This is a genomic window from Cedecea neteri, from assembly GCF_000758325.1.
Classification (GTDB): Bacteria; Pseudomonadota; Gammaproteobacteria; order Enterobacterales; family Enterobacteriaceae; genus Cedecea; species Cedecea neteri_B.
Genome location: NZ_CP009459.1, coordinates 1,706,626 through 1,726,120, shown reverse-complemented (window position 1 = coordinate 1,726,120; position 19,495 = coordinate 1,706,626). Strand labels below are relative to the sequence as shown.

28 protein-coding genes and 2 pseudogenes are annotated in these 19,495 nt (G+C 51.9%); 5 read left to right on the top strand and 25 right to left on the bottom strand.

Translation table 11 applies throughout. The annotated features are described in order from the left end of the window. Genes LH86_RS22790 through LH86_RS08185 form a run of 5 tightly spaced genes read right to left on the bottom strand, consistent with a single transcriptional unit; the run spans position 1 to position 4,374 of the window. Positions 1 to 1,956, bottom strand: coding sequence for a phage tail protein (locus LH86_RS22790; RefSeq protein WP_052045558.1), 1,956 nt, complete (start codon positions 1,954 to 1,956; stop codon positions 1 to 3). Next, positions 1,953 to 2,495, bottom strand: a complete 543-nt coding sequence (locus LH86_RS08200; RefSeq protein ID WP_039300138.1) for a phage tail protein I — start codon at positions 2,493 to 2,495, stop codon at positions 1,953 to 1,955. Before LH86_RS08200 ends, LH86_RS22790 begins: the two co-directional genes overlap by 4 nt. Beyond that, on the bottom strand, positions 2,488 to 3,396 hold the full coding sequence (locus tag LH86_RS08195) for a baseplate assembly protein (RefSeq protein WP_039300135.1): 909 nt from the start codon (positions 3,394 to 3,396) through the stop codon (positions 2,488 to 2,490). Before LH86_RS08195 ends, LH86_RS08200 begins: the two co-directional genes overlap by 8 nt. Next, entirely contained in the window at positions 3,383 to 3,742 is a 360-nt protein-coding gene (locus LH86_RS08190) for a GPW/gp25 family protein (protein WP_039300131.1), read from the bottom strand. Before LH86_RS08190 ends, LH86_RS08195 begins: the two co-directional genes overlap by 14 nt. Continuing rightward, positions 3,739 to 4,374: a phage baseplate assembly protein V gene (locus LH86_RS08185; RefSeq protein WP_039300129.1), complete on the bottom strand. Its 636-nt coding sequence runs from the start codon at positions 4,372 to 4,374 to the stop codon at positions 3,739 to 3,741. The genes LH86_RS08190 and LH86_RS08185 overlap by 4 nt, the downstream gene beginning before the upstream one ends. Before the next feature lie 130 nt (positions 4,375 to 4,504). On the opposite strand from LH86_RS08185, the gene LH86_RS08180 reads away from it, so the two are divergent. Beyond that, positions 4,505 to 5,314, top strand: coding sequence for a DUF2971 domain-containing protein (locus LH86_RS08180; protein WP_052045557.1), 810 nt, complete (start codon positions 4,505 to 4,507; stop codon positions 5,312 to 5,314). Here LH86_RS08180 and LH86_RS08175 read toward each other — a convergent pair. The 12 genes from LH86_RS08175 to LH86_RS08125 form a co-directional block, all read right to left on the bottom strand. Next, on the bottom strand, positions 5,288 to 5,737 hold the full coding sequence (locus LH86_RS08175; RefSeq protein ID WP_039300126.1) for a phage virion morphogenesis protein: 450 nt from the start codon (positions 5,735 to 5,737) through the stop codon (positions 5,288 to 5,290). The two genes, LH86_RS08180 and LH86_RS08175, sit on opposite strands and share 27 nt — an antisense overlap. After that, positions 5,730 to 6,161 (bottom strand): phage tail protein, encoded by a 432-nt coding sequence (locus tag LH86_RS08170; protein ID WP_039300123.1) that lies wholly within the window; start codon positions 6,159 to 6,161, stop codon positions 5,730 to 5,732. Before LH86_RS08170 ends, LH86_RS08175 begins: the two co-directional genes overlap by 8 nt. Next, positions 6,124 to 6,372: an Rz1-like lysis system protein LysC gene (lysC, locus tag LH86_RS22785; protein ID WP_231562731.1), complete on the bottom strand. Its 249-nt coding sequence runs from the start codon at positions 6,370 to 6,372 to the stop codon at positions 6,124 to 6,126. Before lysC ends, LH86_RS08170 begins: the two co-directional genes overlap by 38 nt. Next, positions 6,257 to 6,685 carry an Rz-like lysis system protein LysB gene (gene lysB / locus LH86_RS08165; RefSeq protein WP_197061710.1) on the bottom strand — a complete coding sequence of 143 codons (429 nt, stop codon included), beginning with the start codon at positions 6,683 to 6,685 and terminating at the stop codon, positions 6,257 to 6,259. The genes lysC and lysB overlap by 116 nt, the downstream gene beginning before the upstream one ends. Further along, on the bottom strand, positions 6,682 to 7,059 hold the full coding sequence (locus tag LH86_RS08160; protein ID WP_039300118.1) for a DNZ54_00345 family protein: 378 nt from the start codon (positions 7,057 to 7,059) through the stop codon (positions 6,682 to 6,684). The genes lysB and LH86_RS08160 overlap by 4 nt, the downstream gene beginning before the upstream one ends. A 4-nt stretch (positions 7,060 to 7,063) precedes the next feature. Further along, complete coding sequence (locus tag LH86_RS08155) at positions 7,064 to 7,573, bottom strand: lysozyme (RefSeq protein ID WP_039300115.1); 510 nt, start codon at positions 7,571 to 7,573, stop codon at positions 7,064 to 7,066. Beyond that, a complete protein-coding gene (locus LH86_RS08150) occupies positions 7,554 to 7,769 on the bottom strand; it encodes an HP1 family phage holin (protein ID WP_039300112.1) in 216 nt (71 codons plus the stop codon). Before LH86_RS08150 ends, LH86_RS08155 begins: the two co-directional genes overlap by 20 nt. 2 nt (positions 7,770 to 7,771) lie before the next feature. Then, positions 7,772 to 7,975, bottom strand: a complete 204-nt coding sequence (locus LH86_RS08145) for a tail protein X (RefSeq protein WP_039300109.1) — start codon at positions 7,973 to 7,975, stop codon at positions 7,772 to 7,774. Then, complete coding sequence (locus tag LH86_RS08140; RefSeq protein ID WP_039300106.1) at positions 7,975 to 8,439, bottom strand: head completion/stabilization protein; 465 nt, start codon at positions 8,437 to 8,439, stop codon at positions 7,975 to 7,977. Before LH86_RS08140 ends, LH86_RS08145 begins: the two co-directional genes overlap by 1 nt. A 94-nt stretch (positions 8,440 to 8,533) precedes the next feature. After that, a complete protein-coding gene (gene gpM, locus LH86_RS08135) occupies positions 8,534 to 9,184 on the bottom strand; it encodes a phage terminase small subunit (protein WP_039300102.1) in 651 nt (216 codons plus the stop codon). A 3-nt stretch (positions 9,185 to 9,187) separates the two neighbouring features. Then, positions 9,188 to 10,252, bottom strand: coding sequence for a phage major capsid protein, P2 family (locus LH86_RS08130; RefSeq protein WP_039300099.1), 1,065 nt, complete (start codon positions 10,250 to 10,252; stop codon positions 9,188 to 9,190). A gap of 16 nt (positions 10,253 to 10,268) precedes the next feature. After that, positions 10,269 to 11,093 (bottom strand): GPO family capsid scaffolding protein, encoded by an 825-nt coding sequence (locus tag LH86_RS08125; protein ID WP_039300096.1) that lies wholly within the window; start codon positions 11,091 to 11,093, stop codon positions 10,269 to 10,271. A 142-nt stretch (positions 11,094 to 11,235) separates the two neighbouring features. Here LH86_RS08125 and LH86_RS08120 point away from each other — a divergent pair, with 142 nt between their 5' ends. Both LH86_RS08120 and LH86_RS08115 read left to right on the top strand, forming a co-directional pair. Further along, positions 11,236 to 13,002, top strand: a complete 1,767-nt coding sequence (locus tag LH86_RS08120) for a terminase ATPase subunit family protein (protein WP_039300093.1) — start codon at positions 11,236 to 11,238, stop codon at positions 13,000 to 13,002. Next, positions 13,002 to 14,042: a phage portal protein gene (locus tag LH86_RS08115; protein WP_039300090.1), complete on the top strand. Its 1,041-nt coding sequence runs from the start codon at positions 13,002 to 13,004 to the stop codon at positions 14,040 to 14,042. Before LH86_RS08120 ends, LH86_RS08115 begins: the two co-directional genes overlap by 1 nt. A gap of 8 nt (positions 14,043 to 14,050) precedes the next feature. On the opposite strand, the gene LH86_RS08110 is transcribed toward LH86_RS08115, so the two are convergent. The 8 genes and pseudogenes from LH86_RS08110 to LH86_RS22775 form a co-directional block, all read right to left on the bottom strand. After that, positions 14,051 to 14,749, bottom strand: coding sequence for a DUF4145 domain-containing protein (locus LH86_RS08110; protein ID WP_039300087.1), 699 nt, complete (start codon positions 14,747 to 14,749; stop codon positions 14,051 to 14,053). Between the two features lie 255 nt (positions 14,750 to 15,004). Beyond that, positions 15,005 to 15,793 carry a hypothetical protein gene (locus tag LH86_RS08105; protein WP_039300085.1) on the bottom strand — a complete coding sequence of 263 codons (789 nt, stop codon included), beginning with the start codon at positions 15,791 to 15,793 and terminating at the stop codon, positions 15,005 to 15,007. 9 nt (positions 15,794 to 15,802) lie between these two features. After that, positions 15,803 to 15,997, bottom strand: a complete 195-nt coding sequence (locus LH86_RS08100; RefSeq protein ID WP_039300081.1) for a hypothetical protein — start codon at positions 15,995 to 15,997, stop codon at positions 15,803 to 15,805. 285 nt (positions 15,998 to 16,282) lie between these two features. Next, positions 16,283 to 16,516, bottom strand: coding sequence for a DinI-like family protein (locus LH86_RS08095; protein WP_039300077.1), 234 nt, complete (start codon positions 16,514 to 16,516; stop codon positions 16,283 to 16,285). A 10-nt stretch (positions 16,517 to 16,526) separates the two neighbouring features. Next, positions 16,527 to 16,715 carry a hypothetical protein gene (locus LH86_RS08090; protein WP_032678736.1) on the bottom strand — a complete coding sequence of 63 codons (189 nt, stop codon included), beginning with the start codon at positions 16,713 to 16,715 and terminating at the stop codon, positions 16,527 to 16,529. A gap of 156 nt (positions 16,716 to 16,871) precedes the next feature. Further along, a pseudogene (locus LH86_RS22780) lies at positions 16,872 to 16,970 on the bottom strand (DNA adenine methylase); the annotation flags it as partial. 34 nt (positions 16,971 to 17,004) lie between these two features. Continuing rightward, a protein-coding gene (locus LH86_RS08085) for an IS3 family transposase (RefSeq protein ID WP_156107014.1) occupies positions 17,005 to 18,125 on the bottom strand; the annotation gives its coding sequence in 2 pieces (ribosomal slippage) (positions 17,005 to 17,867 and positions 17,867 to 18,125; 1,122 coding nt in all). A gap of 76 nt (positions 18,126 to 18,201) precedes the next feature. After that, a pseudogene (locus LH86_RS22775) lies at positions 18,202 to 18,327 on the bottom strand (DNA adenine methylase); the annotation flags it as partial. 175 nt (positions 18,328 to 18,502) lie between these two features. Between LH86_RS22775 and LH86_RS08070 the strand changes: the two are divergent. Together LH86_RS08070 and LH86_RS08065 are read left to right on the top strand one after the other, a co-directional pair. After that, positions 18,503 to 18,877 carry a hypothetical protein gene (locus LH86_RS08070; protein WP_039300062.1) on the top strand — a complete coding sequence of 125 codons (375 nt, stop codon included), beginning with the start codon at positions 18,503 to 18,505 and terminating at the stop codon, positions 18,875 to 18,877. Further along, complete coding sequence (locus tag LH86_RS08065; RefSeq protein ID WP_039300059.1) at positions 18,874 to 19,338, top strand: hypothetical protein; 465 nt, start codon at positions 18,874 to 18,876, stop codon at positions 19,336 to 19,338. The genes LH86_RS08070 and LH86_RS08065 overlap by 4 nt, the downstream gene beginning before the upstream one ends. The last annotated feature ends 157 nt before the right edge of the window (positions 19,339 to 19,495 follow it).

Sequence of the window (19,495 nt, the reverse complement as noted above, 5' to 3'; positions counted from 1 at the left end):
TTAAACCCTCCCGATTGTATACCAAGCGCCAGTAATCATTTTTTGAATGTACGTAATATAAAAACCTTCGTTATTATCCCAGTTGCCATTCACTTGCGACCCAACAAACACCGCGCCCGGAGGTGCAACACGTTGCCCTGTATTTGCACCGGCGTCTTGATATTCAACGCCCGCCAGTCGGATATCCTGGATGGCGTAATTCTGCACCCACTGATAGCTCGGGAACTGCGAAAGGTCTTGCTGCGGTGGCGGATTATTCGACGAGTAAACACGCACATTACCCCCCGATTCAAACACCCCTAATGTTGATACAACGTTGCCACCTGAACTAATGCTGCCACCTGAACCAATATTGCCGGGGCTATAGAATGCTCCGTCATTCGGATTGAATGTCCATGCCGCCCCTGTTCCAGCATCAGTGATTCCGTGGATCAGGATTTGCGGAAACTCAGCTTTTCCGCTTGTAGCAATTCCGAGGCTGGCAGCAAGTTGATAACCAAGGTCTTTCGTCTGCACGACACCTTTAATCATCGGCAGATAAACATTTCCGACCGCATGAAATAGCGGTATTGCAAACGGCGCCTCTGAATGTTTGAGCTGCCCGGCAAAAGAGCCCGCCCCCTCCCATGTACCCAGCTTTATCGCATAATGCAATGAGTTATCAAGATAACCGACGTTCCCCCCGGCAGCCGGTACAGCGCCAGTTTCCTGCGCTGTCGGTCTGTTTTCTTTGTCGTATTGCATAACCCATACAGACCACGCCTTGTCGTAAAAGGAGCGGATGTAAGAACGGGAACCGGCATATACACGGTAAATCTGAGTGACACCGGCACTTTTATAGATTTCCAGTGAACCTGCGTTCGGTTCGGGATAATTTGCCCCCGAAATGGCGTTGATGTTAGCAGGCTGATAATACAATCCCGGCGTTAGGTAACTATTCAAATTAGCGGCTGCAGGGATGTAAGCCGCCTGGCCTTCAAAAATATCCTGTGCAGTAACGCTCATATCACTGTCCAGGGAATGACCGTTTACTTTTCGCGTTCGCGGCACACCACCGAGATTTTCCAACGCGGCGGCTTTATTCGGCACGTCACCCAGATTGCTGCTCGTGGATAAAAAATCCGTAGCGGGACGGACAGCCGCCGACCCCAGGCCGAGATTTAAACGGGCGGCATTTTTATCCGGCAAATCCCACAGATTATTCCAGACGTTTAAAAACGCGGTCGCGTCGTATTGTGCCGCCGTTCCCAGCCCCATGTTTTTGCGGGCAGTAACTTTATCCGGCACATCGGCCAGATTACTGTCTCTGAGCAGTCGTTTCTCGGCGTTCTGGTTCGCAGCATTCCCCGCATCTACGGCAACCTTCACCGCCTTAGGCGTGGCGGCAAGCGTCTCGCTGTCGCTGTTGGTGGCACTGCTCAGTTGCACAAACCCTTTTTCGTTCAGTGTTGCGTCGGGGTGATTGCGTGATTTAGCGTGTTTGTCGAGTGCGTCGTCAACGTACTCTTTTGTTGCGAGCACTGCCGAGTTATCTATGCTCAAATCAACAGCATCAACATTACTGAGCGCGACAACCATTCGCACAACCTGCTGACGGCCAGACCCTTCGGCAAGTTCAGGCTTATAGCTTTCAGCCATATTGGCTACAGCAATTAACACTCCTGCGTCGTCGAATAAACCCAATTCTCGCATCCAGAATCCGCCTGCTTCAGCAGGCACAATCAGCTCAGCCACTATACAGTTGGGATATTTGGGATGTTGTGTAATGGAGTTAATCGCAGCCCGCCAAACCTCCCGCACAAGGGCCGTCTGATTCGGATTAGGTACGGGAAGTTGCCCGCCGCCATCACCCACAGCCATTGTCGTAAACACAACTTTTTTACCGCCCGGTGGCAGAGCTGCTGCCAGCTTAATTATCCCTGCAGCAGTGATCAGGGTTTTAAATTTCTGGCTCATCGTAACAACTCCATATCTGGATATACCGTATAAATTTCACCGTCATGCACCACGCCACCGGCATACAGGTAGCCCGGAATATCCTGAACAATATTGAGTCCGATCAGATGCCTGCTGGCGGGTTTGGCATCGGCAATTAGCCGTTCCATTTCGTGATACATTTCTTCTGTTACACCACTTTCGAGCACGCCAATATTCAGGCGAAAGGTGCCTGGCGGATCATTGGCCTCCCACCATTCCTGAAAATTAATCACATAGCCCAACGGCTCTACAGCGCGACGAATGACCCCCCGCGTGCCTTTGTGGCTATGGACAAACCATGCACTGCGCACCACTTCGCGTTTCGTTTCCTCCGGCCAGCGTTCGTCCCATCGATCAACAGAAAATGCCCAGGCAAGATAAGGCAGAAATTTTGCAGGACAAGTTGTCGGGTTCCACAAATCACGTAATGGCACACGCAGATCAGATATACCGCTGCAGGCTTGCGCCAGTTTGCGCTCAAGAGGCGATGAACCCGGCGGCAACAGGCTATTACTCATCAGTCCCCCCGTTTGCTACGCTCCATTCAGTGCAGGATGCAGCCTGGGTTAAGTCCAGCACCACATCCGCCGCCGGTGCCGTCAACTCCACGCGCTGAACGCCCTCAACATGCAATGCAGCATAGATGGCGCTGCGTCGGATATCGCGGCCCAGTCGCCCCTGGCTGGCAATGTATTTCTGCAAGCTTGCTTTTGCTGCAGCAATAATGGGTTCCGCTTCCGGCCCTGGATAAAAATAAATCGTTGCATCAACACTGTAGGGTACAATCTGCGCACTTCTTACAGTGACGCGATCTGCAACCGGCCTGACATTCTCGCTATTCAATGCCCTTTCAACCACGGCAAGCAAATCAGGCGCTGCAGTCCCATCCCCCTGCGTACTGAGGACGGTCAGCACAACTTCGGCAGGCGCCGGGCTAATCGCACTGGCATCAGCAACACGGCCATCGGCACTGACTGCGTGAAACTTATATGCCGCTGTCGGGCCAGCAACGGACAGCCCCTCAAACGCTGATTGCGTTCTTCGCCGTAGAGCCTCATCGGCTTCCATGACTGCCGCGACCGGCGGAACCGCATCAGTATCAGCAGGACTGACGATCTGCCTGTTCACATTGTAATTTGCTGCGAGCTGCTCAAGGTCGTTCCCGCTGGCATAAGCAACCATCACAGCCTTTGCTGCCTCATTAATTCTTTGACGTAGCAGCAACTCACGATAAGAGCTTTCCTGCAGTAACTTTGTTACAGGCTCTGATTCCAGTGAGAGCGTGCGCCGGACAGCTTCTCGCTCATCCGCGGGATAAAGCGCAATAAACGCGGCTTTACGCATAGCCAGTAGCGTTTCAAAATCCGGCTCATCAACTATTTGTGGCGGAGGCAATTGCGAAAGATCAATGGCTGCCATTTTCGCCCCCTGTCGAAACGGTGAATGAAACTGGCGCACCATCAGTCCGCCGTCCTGTCAGATCGACATCCATTGCGCCATCAAAGCTGCTGTTAATCACGATTGAATCCAGTGCCAGACGAGGCTCCCAACGGCTCAATGCAGTATAAATTGCAGCCATCACCTGCAACCGCAGCGTTGGGTTTTGTGGCTGATCGATAAGGGCAAATAGCAGCGAACCATATTCACGGCGGGCTATCCTGCTACCTTGCGGAGTCATCAAAATATCGCGTACGGACTGGCGCAAATGCTCTATATCCGTGATCACTCGCCCCGTTTTCTGACTCATCCCCAGATAAAGTGTCATTGCGGCCCTCCGGATATATCGCCGCCGGATTTCACGCCAGAATGCGCGTGCTTATCGACGATCACGCCGTTAGAACTCATGCTGCCTCCGCCCTGTGTGACGCCCCCATTAACCACCACATCACCGTTAATGCGGGCCTGACTCGTCTCAACACTGACCCCGCCTTTAATAACCACATCGCTGTTAATCAGGGTTTCGCTTGCCTCGACGATAAACTTCGGCGTTTTGTAAGTGACGTTTTCCGACGCTTCGATCACCATGGATTTGATGCCCCGGACATACCACCGCCCGCTGGCAGGCTCATACTCAAACCAGCCCCCGTCCGGGTACTCCGTCACGCAACCGGCCACAGAATCCGACGGCGGCGCAAACTGACTCGAGTAGATGGCGGGCAGCACAAAAGCCGTCTCCAGATTGCCGCCCATGCTGAGCACCACAACCTGCTCGCCGGGCGACGGGCACCACCATGTACGGGCGCCACCGGCACGCAGCGTCAGCCAGTTAATCCAGTTGGTTTCAAGCTCGCCCACTTTCACCCGGCATAGCCAGTTAGCCCGATCCACCTCGGTCACAGTGCCGGTGCGGATCAGGTTGGTGATAAGGCGCATGATTTCTGTAAGTTGTGCGTTCATTAGGTGAGAGTGCATGACTCTAAGCATTCACAAAACGAATCGGCTTTGTATGGCGCATCCCACAATGAAGCAGTAATATCCTGACCTGAGGAATCCCTAAAAACATTGTCATTTTTGGAACAGGTCAATAATGCTTTTATATAAATACGTTGATTTAAGCACCGCAGATACAATCATAAAAAATTCAACATTGAAATTTTCAAAAGCCTCCTCACTCAATGACCCATTTGAGCTTACCAGCTTGCATTCTGATTCAGCTCTTGAACATGACGATCAAACGATAAAATACATCGTAGCGTCTCAGTCTTATGGAATTTTATCTCTCACAAGAAATCCTCTAAACCCACTAATGTGGGCGCATTATAGTAAGGGTGAAAAAGTAGAAGGTGGTTATGGCATTCCACTTGACCACGGAAACTGTTCTCATGCAGGTATTGTTTTCGGCATTGACATCAATGAAGCAGGGTTAAATGACATTGGCGCTAATGTAATCCCAGCTAAATATGGAAGTGTTATTTACACGTCGACAAAGCCCAAGGCATCTTTCGATAACTCCGAAAGCCATATATTTTTTCAAGGATTACAGTTCACTTTTACTCCTGGTTTGCTTGAGGTTCTTCAAAGAACATTTCTTTACAAGCCTGGATACTGGTCTTATGAAGAGGAGGTTAGAGTTGTTAGAAATGTTTGGCGAATTTCTGGCGAAATACAACCGGTAAAAAATTCAAGCTTTAAAGAAGCATATATTGGAATCAGAAATTCTTTTAATAAAAGCTACCTAATCAAAACCAAAGCAGAATTCAAAGAACACCTTCCTGAATGCAAAATATTTGTTTGTAGATTTGATAATTCTGAATGGACGTTCAATAAAATCACAATCGATGAGGCTATCGAGCAGTGTATCGCACTAGAATCACGACTCAACAAGCCAGCTCAGTAGAATGTCACGGGTGAGTTCTTCAACTTCGTCATTAACGCCCAGCAACCGGCGCTCTGCATAACGCACTTTTGGCCCCCGCTTACTCACTTTGTCCCGTAAGCCGTAGTGGTGGACCCTGGCAATGCGCTGTACCTGCCCAACAAACGCGACACTCGCAGAGTTAACAGACGAAGAGACGCGCAAAAATCTGGCAGTGCGAAGTTTTGAAAACATCTGCCGTTTAATGCGGCCTTTCTTGCTCCGGGCTGTCACCTTTCTGGATTCATACGCACTTCCATCCGGGTTGCGCTGCAGTCTGATATTATTCTGCTGTGTCCGACGCAGCTGCTGCGCCAGTTCCCGCATCATTTTCTTTCTGGCCGCAGGCTCAAGATTCGCCAGTAAAGCCTCCAGCCAAGCATCAACCTTCTGCAGATCATCCACGTTTCACAGTCCACATTTCGTCCGGTTCGTCAGGCTCCGGCACAGCCTCAACGCTCGCCACTCCACCGTCAGCGCTAACAATCACACGCTCAGTAAGTTGCAGGTTCAAACTGATATCGCAGATATCGTTTCGCAGAATATCCACCTCAAAAGTGAACAGTTTTTCGCGCAGTTCCGGGCTGTTAATAGCGTCCGGCTGATTATCACGAAGCCACAACAGCACTGGTGCCATCAGCAAATTTTGATCACCGCTAAAATCTTCAATTACCACGTTCAACGTGTAGCGGTATTCCCATGACATAGAACTGGCCCCGGTTGCTACAAGTGAGCCGTTATCAACGAAAAGGTGTAGTTTGTCCGGGTTGCCCCGGACATAAGCAACTGCTTCATTCAGGGCGCGGCGTAAAGACTGCGGCTTGTTCACTATTTCGCTCCTGACACGAAACTATCGTGTCCACCTTGTCAGCACAGGTCGCCCAGGCGGCCTCGGTTTCATCCAGCACCGCATTCAGATCACCGTTACTCCTGGGCGATGACCTTTCCAGTCGGCACTGCGTCACTTTTGGACAGCCACTCACGGTAAGCTGCACCTCCGGCGATGGCTGGACGCTCCCGCAGCCGGACAATGTCAGCAGGCAAAGGAGTGTCAGCCCAGCGGCGTAAATCCTCGTTTTCACGTTTTAGCTCCTCGATCCTGTGTTGACGGAGTCTCAGCAGCGAGGCGTTCTGCTCCGCTGCCGCATAAAGTCGCACCTGCTCCTGGCTGTTGGTTTCAGTCAGAATGGACAGGCCGATCAACTGGCTGTTTTTCTTCGTCAATTCCAGCGCTTTACTTTTCAGCACCGCGCCCTGCGTCTCTATGATGTGGCTGGCATTGTTAAGCCGCCACGACTGCCAGCCCAGCGCGACCAGTGCTAGCGCAAGCACTACCGCCAGCACACGCATCAGGCAGCCGCCGGTTTATGGAGCTGCGCACGAGCAATTTGATACAGGACCAGCGTCAGCAGATAAAACACCAAAGTGATTGCCCAGCCCGATATTGCTAGGCACGCAACAACAAGCAGCCTCACCGTCCATGTTCGCACTGGTTTTACCGGCTGCATCCTGAACTTCATCAATGCCGCCCTTACCTGGTTACGCGGCCCATCACCGGCGGCCCATCCGATAACGGCAAATGCCGCCATGAGCCAGGCAATAATGCACGCTACCTGAACAGATGCACCGACCAGAACCGGCGCCCCACTGCGAGGGTAAAGCAGACTGATAACGAGTAGTGCGGCCCACACTATCGGGAAAAACACGCTAATAAATTTCTTCTTCATCTTGCTATGCTCCTTGTAAGCACCAGGCCATTTCCCGCCCGCGACGGTTGTCCAGCCCCTGATTAAACACACCTTTCACATAAACCCAGCGCGGCAACTGGTGGCACGCATCCGTCCAGCGCCGCTGATTGAGCAACTTAACCAGCGTGGAGCTGCAGGCATTGCCTGTCCCTACGTTGAAAGCAAACGACACCACGGCGTCATAGACCTTTTGCGGCATCGACTGCAGCACACACTTATCCAGCGCCCGCTCCACACGCAGCACATTGGAGATCAGCCCCTGCGCTGCCTGTCTCTCCGTGATGGTTTTGCCCGGCACCACCCCTACCGTGTTGCCGATCCCATCAGTCCAGACATTGGCATCACACTGATATGGCTGCAGGCGGCATCCTTCGTAATCAGCAATAAGCTTCAGCCCCTCAACAGAGGTATTGAGCTGCTGAAACCCCGGCAGGGTTGCAGCAATGGCGAGCACAGCGCCAACTGCACAGCGCTTAACGATTGACGCGTTCATAAACCTCCAGGCTGATTTTTCCCGTAACGAGAAGCTGGAATGTTTTGCGCCGGTAATACCAGCTCACCGCAAACATTCCCGCGCCCAGGGCCATGCCCACTGCGGCGGCCGCATCCTGAATAGACCAGCCTCCCAGCCAGGCCAGAAAGACTGCGATCCAGTACACAATGAAGGCCGTGACTTTTTCTATTGTCATGGTCAGTCCCATAGCTGAACGGTCTGAGTGGTTGCAGCCCGGACCAAATCCGGCAGCTCCACTTCAAGCCCGTGAGGTAAAAAAGGGCCGTACTCTGCCAGCCCCGGATTTGCCTGTAGCACCTGTTCTGTGACGCCCTGCGTGCGCCCGTAATGACGCCAGCAAAGCGCATCCACAGTGTCATACTGGTGCGCACGCACTTTCATCAGATAAGCTCCACCGTGCAGTGCGGCGCATCCTGCACCCGGCTGATTGCCCAGCGGGCATCACGCCACAGGTCGGCGCTAGCCTCCGCCAGTTCTTCCCCGCGCTTTACCGCAGACGCCGTGGAATCATAGTCCTGATAGCGCTCATTGAGCACCGCACGCGCCCAGCAATACACCGCATTGCTGTAGTGATGCAGGCGCTCGCTTTTACCGTCCAGTTCTTCTGCGGGCACCTCTGCCAGCATCCGGTAGCCCAGCGCCTGCTGGCGCTGGCGGAAGGTGTACAGCTCCGCGTTGACTTCCGACATTGCCGTGAGCGCCAACTGTTTCAGCCGGGCGGGCGTCACCGTGCCGTCAGTGCGCATCACGCTGCGAAATTCGCACAGGTCCACATCAGGCCAGAACGGCGTATTTTTGATGACCTCCGCCTGTTCCGGGGCCTGCTCAGGCGCAACAAACTGCATATCGCTTTCTCCTGAAAAAGTGGGCGGTGGACGGGATTTTGATAAGGCTGAGCCTGTCGCCATCCCGTGCCGCCCGTGCGCGGGGCACGTTCCGTTACTGGCTCTCGTTGCGCAGTCTGCGCTCAAGCCGCTCTTTGTCTTTTTTCACGCCACAGCGTGGGTCGAGCTGTAGCGCATGAGTGAGGTGATTCAGGGCGGAGGCCGGGCTGAATTCGCAGAGCAAAAGACCAATGGCTTTATGTAGGCGAGCACGGGACTGATCGGGCATGTCGCTGCCGTCGGTCATATCCAGCGCCTGCAGCAAACACTCAGTATCAAAAGGTTGTGAGGCGATGATGGCGGCTTGCGCCGCGTCTGCCAGCTCCTCAACCAGCACCGTCTGCGGATTGCGGTTGCCGAGCGGCATCACCCAGCCATGGCGCAGCGCGTGGGCGGCGATTTGCAGCGCGCCAGCATAATCACCGGCGTCGATACGCCAGAGCATGGCGTACATCACCACGTCATCCTGCTGCGTGGCCTCCGCAACCAGTACACCCTCCACCCAGGCGGCATATTTCGGCAGCAGTTCCACCTTGATCTGCGCCTTTGTCACCGTGGACTGAATACCTTTCAGGCGGCGCTTATCCTCCGCCAGCTGCAGCAGCATCTGGTCATAGCCCGACGCATGACGAACACTGCCGCCCAAACGGGCGGCCTGTTCAGCCTGAACGCGCAAGCGGTGTTGCCGTGCAGGACTCAGGCTCATGCGTTACTCCCCGCCTTTCGGCGCGGCTGGCGCGCTGAAATCACCGATCTCGATGTTTTCCACCAGCGCCACGCAGCGGTAGTCTTCCACCACGTACGCCTCATTGACGGATTCAAAGTTTTCGATGCGGTCACGCTTCGGATTGTCGATAACCGCGCGACGGCGGGTGTCTTCCTGCCAGTAGATGGACAGGTTGTCCAGGCGAGTGACCAGCAGCGCATTAGCTGGGAAGAACGGCGCGCGCACCGCCTGCAGGCCCCCCATACGTTTCTGACTGATGATGAGGTCGGCGGAGATTTTCTCGCTGTTGTCCTGATCTTTGTTGACCAGTGGGAAATACTTATCCGCCAGCAGCGCACGACCACAGACCACCACCAGACCGTCATCGTCCTGGAAAATCGGATCAATCAGCTCGTTGACAGCATCCATCACCACAGCATCCAGATTGATGTACTGACCACCCGTCCCGACTTTAACCGGGGCGGCGGTAGTGGTGCCGTCTTCGGCGGTGGTGCTGCCCATCACGCAGTCCGGCGCATCTTCACGCACCTTCTGCAGCCAGCCTTTGTTCACGTCCTGTAGCATCGGGTTGTCGGCACGGTTGGAGGTTTTGGCACGCTTCACTCCGTTAAAGCCGATCATGATGCGGTCCAGTGCCTGGCGCTGAATGATGGCGTTACGGATACGCAGTTGGAAGTCCTGGAACTTCGCCCACAAGTCCAGCTTCGCGTAGGTCAGAACTGTGTCAAAGTTGGTCTGTTCGCACTTGTACTCCACATCCGTCATTAGCGTTGGATCGGTGGCTTCACGTTCTTTGGCAGTGGTGTCGGTGGTTCCGGCGATGGTGCTGCCGACACCCAGTCCCAGCAACTGACCGGACTGCTCAGATACTGGCATGATGTTGATTAGAGTGAGGAACGCGGCGGACTGCTGAATCTGGTCTTCCAGCGTCTGCTGCACGGACGGCTCCACCGTGAACTTGCTGGACAGCTCCTCCACCGGAACATTGTTCAGGCGGGCCAGCTGCATCAGGTAGGCGTTAAAGGCAAATTTGGTTTTCTGTTTCATCGGGTCTTGTGCTCCATCAGCAGTTAGTCACGGTGCCAGCGGGTGCATCAACGCCCGGCGCACGCTGGCGGTAATCCTTGCGGCTGTCTTCGGTGCTCAGTTGCTGCTGCAGCGCCGCAAAATCGGCCTGCTGTTGCTGCAATGAGGTTTCCAGCGCAGAGAGGCGGGTTTCCTGCTCAGACAGGGATTTGTCTGTGCGCTCGCCAAAGCTCTGCTGCTCAATGGCAACCAGCTCCACGGCTTTATGCACATCAGAGAAGCGCGCGTCATTGGTTTGCTCTTTTTTGGCAAACAGCGCGGTCACGCGGGAAAAGAGGTTCGGCTGATTTTCTTCCAGTTCGATCACCGTTTCGGCGGCGGCGGAGAACAGGTTTTCCGGGTTCAGCTTGCGGTTTGCCAGTGGGTTATGGGTGGCGGTGGCGCTGAATGTCAGCATTTCCGTGCCCAGGCTTGCCGGGTCATCCGTTGCCGCCAAGCCGACCAGATACGCCTTGCCAGAATCAGCAAACTGCGGGCTGACTTCCATGGAGGTGAAAAGCTTCTGGCCTTTCTTCACCAGGGCCACCAGGGCATCCGTCGGGGCCACATCGGCATAGAGCGCCATCTTGCCCGCCAGCGCACCATCTTTGATTTCCTCTGCAACCAGGGCGGTCACGGTGCCGTAGCGGTTAAAGGTGCTGTCCGGCAGGTAGGACTTGATGTGCTCAAGGTTAATCTGCGCGGTGTACACCGCCGGGTTGTAACTGGCTGCCATCTGCACCAGCCAGTCACGCTGGATTTCACGTCCGTCAGTGGTGGCACCTTCCACCCCGATGCGGAAACGCTTTGCTTTCGCTGTCATGAGCCATGCTCCGTTAGAAAAAACTTACTGGAGCCTTATGTTTGCTGGGATGGGGGGAGTGAAACAACGCGCGGGACTTGTACTGAGGACGACACAAAACGCAGCCGGGGAAAGGCGTCAGTCAAGGCCGTAATCTTGTGCCATGAACACCACACTGACTCCCACAGATCTCGATCCCCGTCGGCAGGCCATGATGCTGTACTTTCAGGGATACCGCGTAGCCCGCATTGCAGAAATGCTGGGCGAGAAAGTTGCAACCGTACACAGCTGGAAGAAGCGCGACAAGTGGGGCGACTATGGCCCGCTGGATCAGATGCAGCTGACCACTGCCGCGCGTTACTGCCAGCTCATCATGAAGGAGACGAAAGAAGGGAAAGACTTCAAAGAGATTGACCTGCTGGCGCGTCAGTCAGAACGCCATGCCCGCATCGGCAAATTTAACGACGGCGGCAACGAGGCCGACCTTAACCCTAACGTGGCGAACCGCAACAAAGGCCCGCGCAAGCCACCGGAAAAGAACGTATTCAGCGACGAGCAGACCGAAAAGCTGCAGGAAATTTTCCACGATTCGATGTTTGCCTATCAACGCCACTGGTGGGAAGCAGGCAACCGTCACCGTATCCGTAACCTGCTCAAATCACGCCAGATCGGGGCAACCTTTTACTTTGCCCGTGAGGCACTGATTGACGCCATCACCACGGGACGTAACCAGATCTTCCTATCCGCCAGCAAATCGCAGGCACATATGTTCAGGCAGTACATCATCGATTTTGCCAAAGAAGTCGAGGTGGAGCTGAGAGGCGATCCGATGGTCCTGCCTAACGGAGCGTGCCTGTACTTCCTCGGTACCAACGCCCGCACCGCGCAGAGCTATCACGGCAACCTGTACCTGGATGAATATTTCTGGATCCCGAAATTCCAAGAACTGCGCAAAGTCGCCTCCGGCATGGCAATCCATAAACGTTGGCGGCAAACCTACTTTTCCACCCCGTCGAGCCTGACGCACAGCGCCTATCCGTTCTGGTCCGGCGCGTTGTTCAACCGGGGCCGCAGCAAAGCCGACAAAGTGGACATTGACCTGACCCATGGCAGCCTGGCTCCCGGCCTGCTCTGCCCGGACGGGCAATATCGCCAGATTGTCACCGTGGAGGATGCGGTGCGTGGCGGCTGTAACCTGTTCGACCTCGACCAGCTGCGCATGGAGTACAGCCCGGACGAATACCAGAACCTGCTGATGTGTGAATTTATCGACGATCTCGCATCGGTCTTTCCGCTCAGTGAGTTGCAGGCGTGCATGGTGGACAGCTGGGAGGTCTGGTCAGATTTTCAGGCCCTGGCCCTGCGCCCGTTCGGCTGGCGCGAAGTGTGGATCGGGTATGACCCGGCAAAGGGTACGCAGAACGGTGACAGCGCCGGGTGCGTGGTGATGGCTCCACCACCTGTGCCGGGCGGCAAGTTCCGCATTCTTGAGCGCCATCAGTGGCGCGGGATGGACTTCCGCGCCCAAGCCGACGCCATCAAACAGCTTACCCAGCAATACAACGTGACTTACATCGGCATCGACTCAACGGGCGTGGGCCACGGCGTGTATGAAAATGTGAAAGCGTTCTTCCCTGCCGTGCGGGAGTTCGTCTACAACCCGAACGTGAAAAACGCCTTGGTGCTCAAGGCATACGACATTATCAGCCACCGCCGCCTGGAGTTCGACGCCGGGCACACTGACATTGCGCAGTCATTCATGGCAATCCGCCGGGCCACCACCGCCAGCGGCAACCGCCCAACCTACGAAGCCAGCCGCAGCGAAGAAGCCAGCCACGCAGATTTGGCCTGGGCAACGATGCACGCGCTGTTTAACGAACCGCTACAGGGCGAGGCCGCCAATACCAGCAACATTGTGGAGATTTTTTGATGAGTGAACACGACACCCTGACCAGCACCGTGCCAGTACAGGAAGCCGCGCAGCAGAAGAACACAACTCACGCCGAAGCGTTCAGCTTTGGCGATCCGATCCCGGTACTGGACCGCCGCGAGCTGCTGGACTACGTGGAATGCGTGCAGATGGATAAGTGGTATGAGCCGCCCGTGAGCTTTGACGGGCTGGCCCGCACCTACCGCGCCGCCGTGCATCACAGCTCGCCGATTGCCGTTAAGCGCAACATCCTGACCAGTACATTTGTCCCGCACTCGCTATTAAGCCAGCAGGCATTCAGCCGCTTTGTGCAGGACTATCTGGTGTTCGGTAACGCCTACCTGGAAAAACGGACAAACCGGCTGGGCGGCATTCTGTCACTGGAGCCATCGCTGGCAAAATACACCCGCCGCGGGATCGACCTCGACACCTATTGGTTTGTGCAATACGGCATGACCACGCAGCCTTATGAGTTCACGAAAGGCAGCATCTTTCACCTGATGGAGCCGGACTTAAACCAGGAAATTTACGGCCTGCCGGAATACCTGTCAGCCATCCCTTCCGCCCTGCTGAATGAGTCCGCCACGCTGTTCCGCCGGAAGTATTACATCAACGGCAGCCATGCAGGCTTCATCATGTATATGACCGACGCAGCGCAGAACCAGGAGGACGTAAACAACATCCGCCAGGCTATGAAAAGTGCCAAGGGGCCGGGCAACTTCCGTAACCTGTTTATGTATTCGCCCAACGGCAAAAAGGACGGCATTCAGATCATCCCGCTGTCAGAGGTGGCGGCAAAGGATGAGTTCCTGAACATCAAGAACGTGAGCCGGGATGACATGATGGCAGCTCACCGCGTACCGCCGCAGATGATGGGGATTATGCCTAGTAATGTTGGTGGGTTTGGGGATGTGGAGAAGGCCAGTCGCGTTTTTGTCCGCAACGAGCTAATACCGCTGCAGAAGCGACTGCAGGAATTTAACGACTGGCTGGGCGAGAAAGTGATTAAATTCACGCCCTATATTCTTGAAGATGAATGATTCTAAACTTATTTTTTTCGTCTTTGCTCACGCCTTGTCCGGGCTTCGATAAGGCGCTGAGGCTCAGTATAAAGCCGCTCTAAAAAAAGATAGGTAAAATCTTCAAGATCCTCAGCGGCAGCCTTATCCAAAATCCCCTCATGGGCACCATCATTTCCATCATCTTTGACACATTCAGCCAGCTCTCTCAAAGACTCAGGTAAAAGGTGATTATCAAAGAGCCACTCCATTCTTAACCCCAAGCTTCTCTTGATTTTCTGTGCAAGCCCTTGTTCACCATCAGGAACAAGACCTTTAGTCGCGTAATCAAGACAAAGCCTAAACATGGTTGCCGCTGCATTATAGCAGCCGATTGCCAGACATTTTGCACCTTCCTCATATGCATTGTTTATGTGTTCAGGCAAAAATTCTGGTGGTTCTTCTACGGCTATGTCAGCGGGTGAAATAGGTCTGCCCACTTCAACTACTTCCCTTAGCCCAAAAAGCCCACTCCCCCAATTGTAACCATCTAATGTTTTATTTTTTTCCAAAGGCCAGCACATAAACATAGTCGTTTGACGACATTCCCGACAAACGCAGTAAATCTCGTACTCGTGCGTTTTTGCTCCACCAAGGCTTGTATAAACTTTAGTGCAATTCAATCCATTAAAATCAAAAGAAATTTTCTGTGAACCACACCTTGGACAGTCGTCCACTAACGTCACCATGTCAGCTCTCCTCCTACTGGTGAAACTTATGCCTTACAATTGAACATCAACGGCTTGAAAACCCAGCCCTTTGATATCACAAATTCACTAATTCAACCATGAGCGCGCGCTCGTATCCCCGCCACGCCTGCCCGCTTTACGTAGTGGTTTTCATGCACCTGCATGATATAAGCAAAAGCCCGCCAGAACTGGCGGGCTTAGACATAAACGATCCTCAAACGATCATGCGTTTTCATGCAGCATGATCATGCACTCTTATGCGTTCTTATCCTTTGTCTCCTCTGGCTCAGAGCAATCATCAAAGGACAGGTAGGTCCCAGTATCAAACAGGGAAACAGCTTCTACCTGATCCATAGGAATCACGTGCCTGAAATGCTGCAAATTCAATCCCTCTGAATCCGCAGTAATGCCTTTCGCCAAGTACAGCTCGTAGTATCTATGCTGCTCATGGTAGCGAAGAGTATCTTTATCACGATAGCCGCTGATGTACGGAATTATCGCCAAATGTTGGGTATGGCTGTGTTCAATACGTGGAGCCGCGACATAACCGATATATACCTTTCGTGATTTAAGCGTAACGAAGATCAGCATATCTTCATCAATAGCCTGTACAAGAAGAGATTCGACACCATCCATTGAAGCCATTTCTCTATATGCGGCTTGTCTTACCTCTTCTTTCTCGAGTGACTTCCTTGCATTCTGACCTGCGGCATAGGCCAGTAAGCATGACATCCCCATGGAGAAAGCAAACAACAATGGGTAATTCATGACCTCTTTGACTGTAAGCCATGAGTAAATGTCTTTCATGCCGTATGTCGGCCAAAATAGGTGAGGCAACGAGATAATTAAGCTGAACAGCCAAAGAATGATGTAGAGCGCAAAAATGACGGCGAAACCTTGAACAACAAACTTACAACCGTGCATAGCGACATAAAAGTAAGAGGTCCAACCGTTGGTTCTGGCGTGACGTATGCGGGATTGATAGTGATTTTCTGTGTACCAAAACCCGCATACGAGAACAACCATTATGACAAGTGGTCCCATCGTCCATCCTTAACGTTTAGCTGCCAATTCCTTCATTCTGGCTTGCATAGAATCACGAACTTCTTTGTTGTTCATGTTGAGAACAGCATTCCCATTAGCATCAGTAGTAATTTTGCTATTGTTGGACTGCTCAATGTCCTGGCGGATAACATTCTGCATCCAACGCCCTGGTGCTGTGGCAAGCTTTCCTAAAATCTTAGTCATACGACCTCCTCGCTGTGCCTGCATACTTGTGGCATTGCTACTCATTCTTTTTGTTATGACCTTAGTGTAGAACAATGCCGGGTCGCGAACATCTTGTGGGATCGTTTACTTATCCCATTTTCACTACTACGACAAGAAAAACTGAACATAATTCAATCTCCCCGTATCCAAAAGCTACATATAGTGTGTCAAAGCTGAACCAACAACTACAGCCTAACGCCTCACTTAGTTCGTTGTTAAAACCTTGCTGACGTCAGAAGCAAGTTCTTACGCCAGCAACGTTCCTTATTGCAGCCAGCCATCATCATCCCAAGCCTGCTGCATGATCTCCATCACTCGTTTTTTGTCTTCGTCCAGTTTTAAACCGCTAAGTTCTATGCCATTGGCGCTTCCCTTGCGTATGCGGATCGCTTTTTTGGGGTAAAGAGGGGGCAGATTGCGGTAAAGCTCTGACTCAAGACTTTCCAGTGTTGCCTGGCTAATCTTCTGCTCTTTATCAATCATTATTTCAATGCGCATAGAGACCTCCTTAACTGGTGACGTCCATCGTTTGGCTGTATTCATGGTTACGAATTTTCGCCATCAGCTCGTCCGTCAGTTCCGACACCCACTGGATCGCAAGGCGTTTCTCTTCTTCGCTACACTCACTAGCCGCTACAAGCTTGATAAAGAAATCAATACGCTGGAGTTTCAACGACTCCAAAAGATAGTCCTGCATTTTCCCTCCTATCCTCACTACGGGATGAACCAGTCAGCATCCTCAGGAGTAGATGCTAACAACCGCGCATAAACACTGTTTATATATACAGTATAGAAGGATTTTGAGGTTGTAAATATTTTTTATCAATCAATCAGATGAGTATGTTTACTGAGGTTAATTATTAACTTCGCTCAGCGCCGTCATTATTGCCAGTCGCTCAACATGGGGCAGAGCTGCGAACTTATCGCGCCATTGCTTCGCCTTGCGTTTGATGCACTTGACCTGCCCCCAGGATTAGATACAACCTTCAGCTAGTAATGTCGGTTGGTTTTTCTTCATATTTCTCGTTTCGCCAGTCCGCTGCAAATTCAGCCGGAGTCTGGTAGTTCAGCGATGAATGTGGACGACACTCGTTATAATCCTGTCGCCAGTCATTAATCTTTTTCCGGGCGTGAACGATATCGCTGAACCAGTGCTCATTGAGACACTCATCCCTGAATCGTCCGTTAAAACTTTCAATAAATCCGTTCTGTGTTGGCTTGCCCGGTTGGATAAGCCGCAGCTCCACCCCATGCTCATAAGCCCACTGGTCAAGTGCTCTGCAGGTAAACTCCGGCCCCTGGTCCGTTCTTATCGTCGCCGGATAGCCGCGAAACAGTGCAATGCTGTCCAGAATTCGCGTGACCTGCACGCCTGAAATCCCGAATGCAGTGGTAATTGTCAGACACTCCTTCGTGAAGTCGTCCACGCAGGTCAGGCACTTGATCCTGCGACCGGTGGCCAGCGCGTCCATGACAAAATCCATCGACCAGGTCAGGTTGGGCGCCTCCGGGCGGAGCAGCGGCAGACGTTCTGTTGCCAGCCCTTTACGACGTCGTCTGCGTTTTACGCCCAGCCCGTTAAGGTGGTAAAGGCGGTACACGCGCTTGTGATTAACATGAAGGCCTTCACGGCGCAGTAACTGCCAGATGCGTCGGTAGCCAAAACGCCTGCGCTCCAGTGCCAGCTCAGTGATGCGCCCTGATAAATGCGCATCAGCCGCCGGACGCTGAGCCTCATAGCGGCAGGTCGACAGGGACAAACCTGTAAGCCTGCAGGCACGACGTTGCGACAGACCGGTCACATTACACATAAATTCAACGGCTTCCCGCTTCTGGTCTGTCGTCAGTACTTTCGCCCCAGAGCCACCTGAAGTGCCTCCTTATCCAGCATGGCTTCGGCAAGCAGCTTCTTGAGTCTGGCGTTCTCTTCCTCAAGCGACTTAAGGCGCTTAACCTCGGGCACCTCCATACCGCCATACTTCTTACGCCAGGTGTAAAAGGTAGCGTCGGAAATGGCGTGCTTACGGCAAAGCTCACGGGCAGAAACCCCGGCTTCGGCCTCTCGGAGAATACTGATGATCTGTTCTTCGGAAAAACGCTTCTTCATGGGGATGTCCTCATGTGGCTTATGAAGACATTACTAACATCGCGGTGTATTAATCAACGGGGAGCAGGTCACACTCCCTGTCGTTGTAATCCTTTCCCGCAAAGGTGTGCGAGTAGGGACGCCCCTCTGGGTTATTCATCCAGATTGTCTCAGTGTGCACACCACCGCGAATCATTGCCTGAAATTCTTTCTGACGCCAGCCCGCGAACTCCATGGATATAAACTGCATATATATGCACCATAAACCATACAATATAACATAACAAATCATTGGTTTTTTTTAGAGCAACTAAGTTGCTTTACACACATTACAATGTCATCGACATATTATTTCTTAGTATTGTAAGATATCTTCAAAATCTGACACGGAAAAAAAAATGATTTACAGAAAAAGATATGATGACTACGTTATGAAAATGATAAAAAAGATTCGTTCTTATTATCATGGAATGGCACTTTCATTTTCATTACATCCTGTAAAAGATGGAAGCGGAATAATAGTTCTAAAAATAGGGGTAAATGGACCAAAACCCTCTTATAGAAAGGAAGCAGCCACGCTTATGGAAGCGTTTGAAGGCGTTGAACAGAACATTTTCAAAGGAGATCTATCGCATATCAAATTCACTGGAACTAATATTATCTTTGACAACAATAAAGCTATTTTAGTCAAAGATAATACTAAAGAAGAATGGTCTAATACTGCTGTAGATGCAGATTTTAATAGAATATTCAGGATTAAGGATATCGTATGACTGGCAAAATAAGCTGGACAACCACTCATCCTGATGGAACGGTATCAAAGTTTGAAGCTGAAAGCGCAGCATTGAACAACACTGACATGGGGAACCTTAAGTCCTTCGTAGAATCAATCCCCAGAACAACTTCATCACCAGAAAAAAAGGAAGCTAAGCATTCCAAAGTTGTTGGAATTTCATTTCTTATATTATTTATAGCGTTAAACATTGGATATATGTTTACCCCTGAAAAATTCATACAAGATCATAATCTACTAATGATATTCATATTCTTATGTATCATAGTAGTGGGGATTTATTCCTTATGCGCACATTTGATTTTTGAAAACAACACTATCTCTATTAGCATTCTCATTTTAAGCCTTGTATGCATTGCTTTAACAACAAAAGTAACCACTATAAATAACATTTACAAAACAACTGAAAAATCTATCATTGAGAAAACGAAAGATAAATAAATCATAAATGCCAGCTGAAAATCAGCTGGCATTTAAACAAATTAACCCATCACTCCCAAATATAAACTTAGAAAGATTGCACTATTAATTTTTCCTTGAACTTTCAACAGGGGAGGCAGTTGTTGTCACGAATCCAACAGTTTGTCATAAAGCGCTT

What these genes read in the sequence shown, in the direction of transcription:
- LH86_RS22790 (WP_052045558.1), bottom strand. Translation starts at nt 1,956, where the DNA reads ATGAGCCAGAAATTTAAAACCCTGATCACTGCTGCAGGGATAATTAAG.
- LH86_RS08200 (WP_039300138.1), bottom strand. Translation starts at nt 2,495, where the DNA reads ATGAGTAATAGCCTGTTGCCGCCGGGTTCATCGCCTCTTGAGCGCAAA.
- LH86_RS08195 (WP_039300135.1), bottom strand. Translation starts at nt 3,396, where the DNA reads ATGGCAGCCATTGATCTTTCGCAATTGCCTCCGCCACAAATAGTTGAT.
- LH86_RS08190 (WP_039300131.1), bottom strand. Translation starts at nt 3,742, where the DNA reads ATGACACTTTATCTGGGGATGAGTCAGAAAACGGGGCGAGTGATCACG.
- LH86_RS08185 (WP_039300129.1), bottom strand. Translation starts at nt 4,374, where the DNA reads ATGAACGCACAACTTACAGAAATCATGCGCCTTATCACCAACCTGATC.
- LH86_RS08180 (WP_052045557.1), top strand. Translation starts at nt 4,505, where the DNA reads ATGCTTTTATATAAATACGTTGATTTAAGCACCGCAGATACAATCATA.
- LH86_RS08160 (WP_039300118.1), bottom strand. Translation starts at nt 7,059, where the DNA reads ATGAAGAAGAAATTTATTAGCGTGTTTTTCCCGATAGTGTGGGCCGCA.
- LH86_RS08155 (WP_039300115.1), bottom strand. Translation starts at nt 7,573, where the DNA reads ATGAACGCGTCAATCGTTAAGCGCTGTGCAGTTGGCGCTGTGCTCGCC.
- LH86_RS08150 (WP_039300112.1), bottom strand. Translation starts at nt 7,769, where the DNA reads ATGACAATAGAAAAAGTCACGGCCTTCATTGTGTACTGGATCGCAGTC.
- LH86_RS08145 (WP_039300109.1), bottom strand. Translation starts at nt 7,975, where the DNA reads ATGAAAGTGCGTGCGCACCAGTATGACACTGTGGATGCGCTTTGCTGG.
- LH86_RS08140 (WP_039300106.1), bottom strand. Translation starts at nt 8,439, where the DNA reads ATGCAGTTTGTTGCGCCTGAGCAGGCCCCGGAACAGGCGGAGGTCATC.
- gpM (WP_039300102.1), bottom strand. Translation starts at nt 9,184, where the DNA reads ATGAGCCTGAGTCCTGCACGGCAACACCGCTTGCGCGTTCAGGCTGAA.
- LH86_RS08130 (WP_039300099.1), bottom strand. Translation starts at nt 10,252, where the DNA reads ATGAAACAGAAAACCAAATTTGCCTTTAACGCCTACCTGATGCAGCTG.
- LH86_RS08125 (WP_039300096.1), bottom strand. Translation starts at nt 11,093, where the DNA reads ATGACAGCGAAAGCAAAGCGTTTCCGCATCGGGGTGGAAGGTGCCACC.
- LH86_RS08120 (WP_039300093.1), top strand. Translation starts at nt 11,236, where the DNA reads ATGAACACCACACTGACTCCCACAGATCTCGATCCCCGTCGGCAGGCC.
- LH86_RS08115 (WP_039300090.1), top strand. Translation starts at nt 13,002, where the DNA reads ATGAGTGAACACGACACCCTGACCAGCACCGTGCCAGTACAGGAAGCC.
- LH86_RS08110 (WP_039300087.1), bottom strand. Translation starts at nt 14,749, where the DNA reads ATGGTGACGTTAGTGGACGACTGTCCAAGGTGTGGTTCACAGAAAATT.
- LH86_RS08105 (WP_039300085.1), bottom strand. Translation starts at nt 15,793, where the DNA reads ATGGGACCACTTGTCATAATGGTTGTTCTCGTATGCGGGTTTTGGTAC.
- LH86_RS08100 (WP_039300081.1), bottom strand. Translation starts at nt 15,997, where the DNA reads ATGACTAAGATTTTAGGAAAGCTTGCCACAGCACCAGGGCGTTGGATG.
- LH86_RS08095 (WP_039300077.1), bottom strand. Translation starts at nt 16,516, where the DNA reads ATGCGCATTGAAATAATGATTGATAAAGAGCAGAAGATTAGCCAGGCA.
- LH86_RS08090 (WP_032678736.1), bottom strand. Translation starts at nt 16,715, where the DNA reads ATGCAGGACTATCTTTTGGAGTCGTTGAAACTCCAGCGTATTGATTTC.
- LH86_RS08070 (WP_039300062.1), top strand. Translation starts at nt 18,503, where the DNA reads ATGATTTACAGAAAAAGATATGATGACTACGTTATGAAAATGATAAAA.
- LH86_RS08065 (WP_039300059.1), top strand. Translation starts at nt 18,874, where the DNA reads ATGACTGGCAAAATAAGCTGGACAACCACTCATCCTGATGGAACGGTA.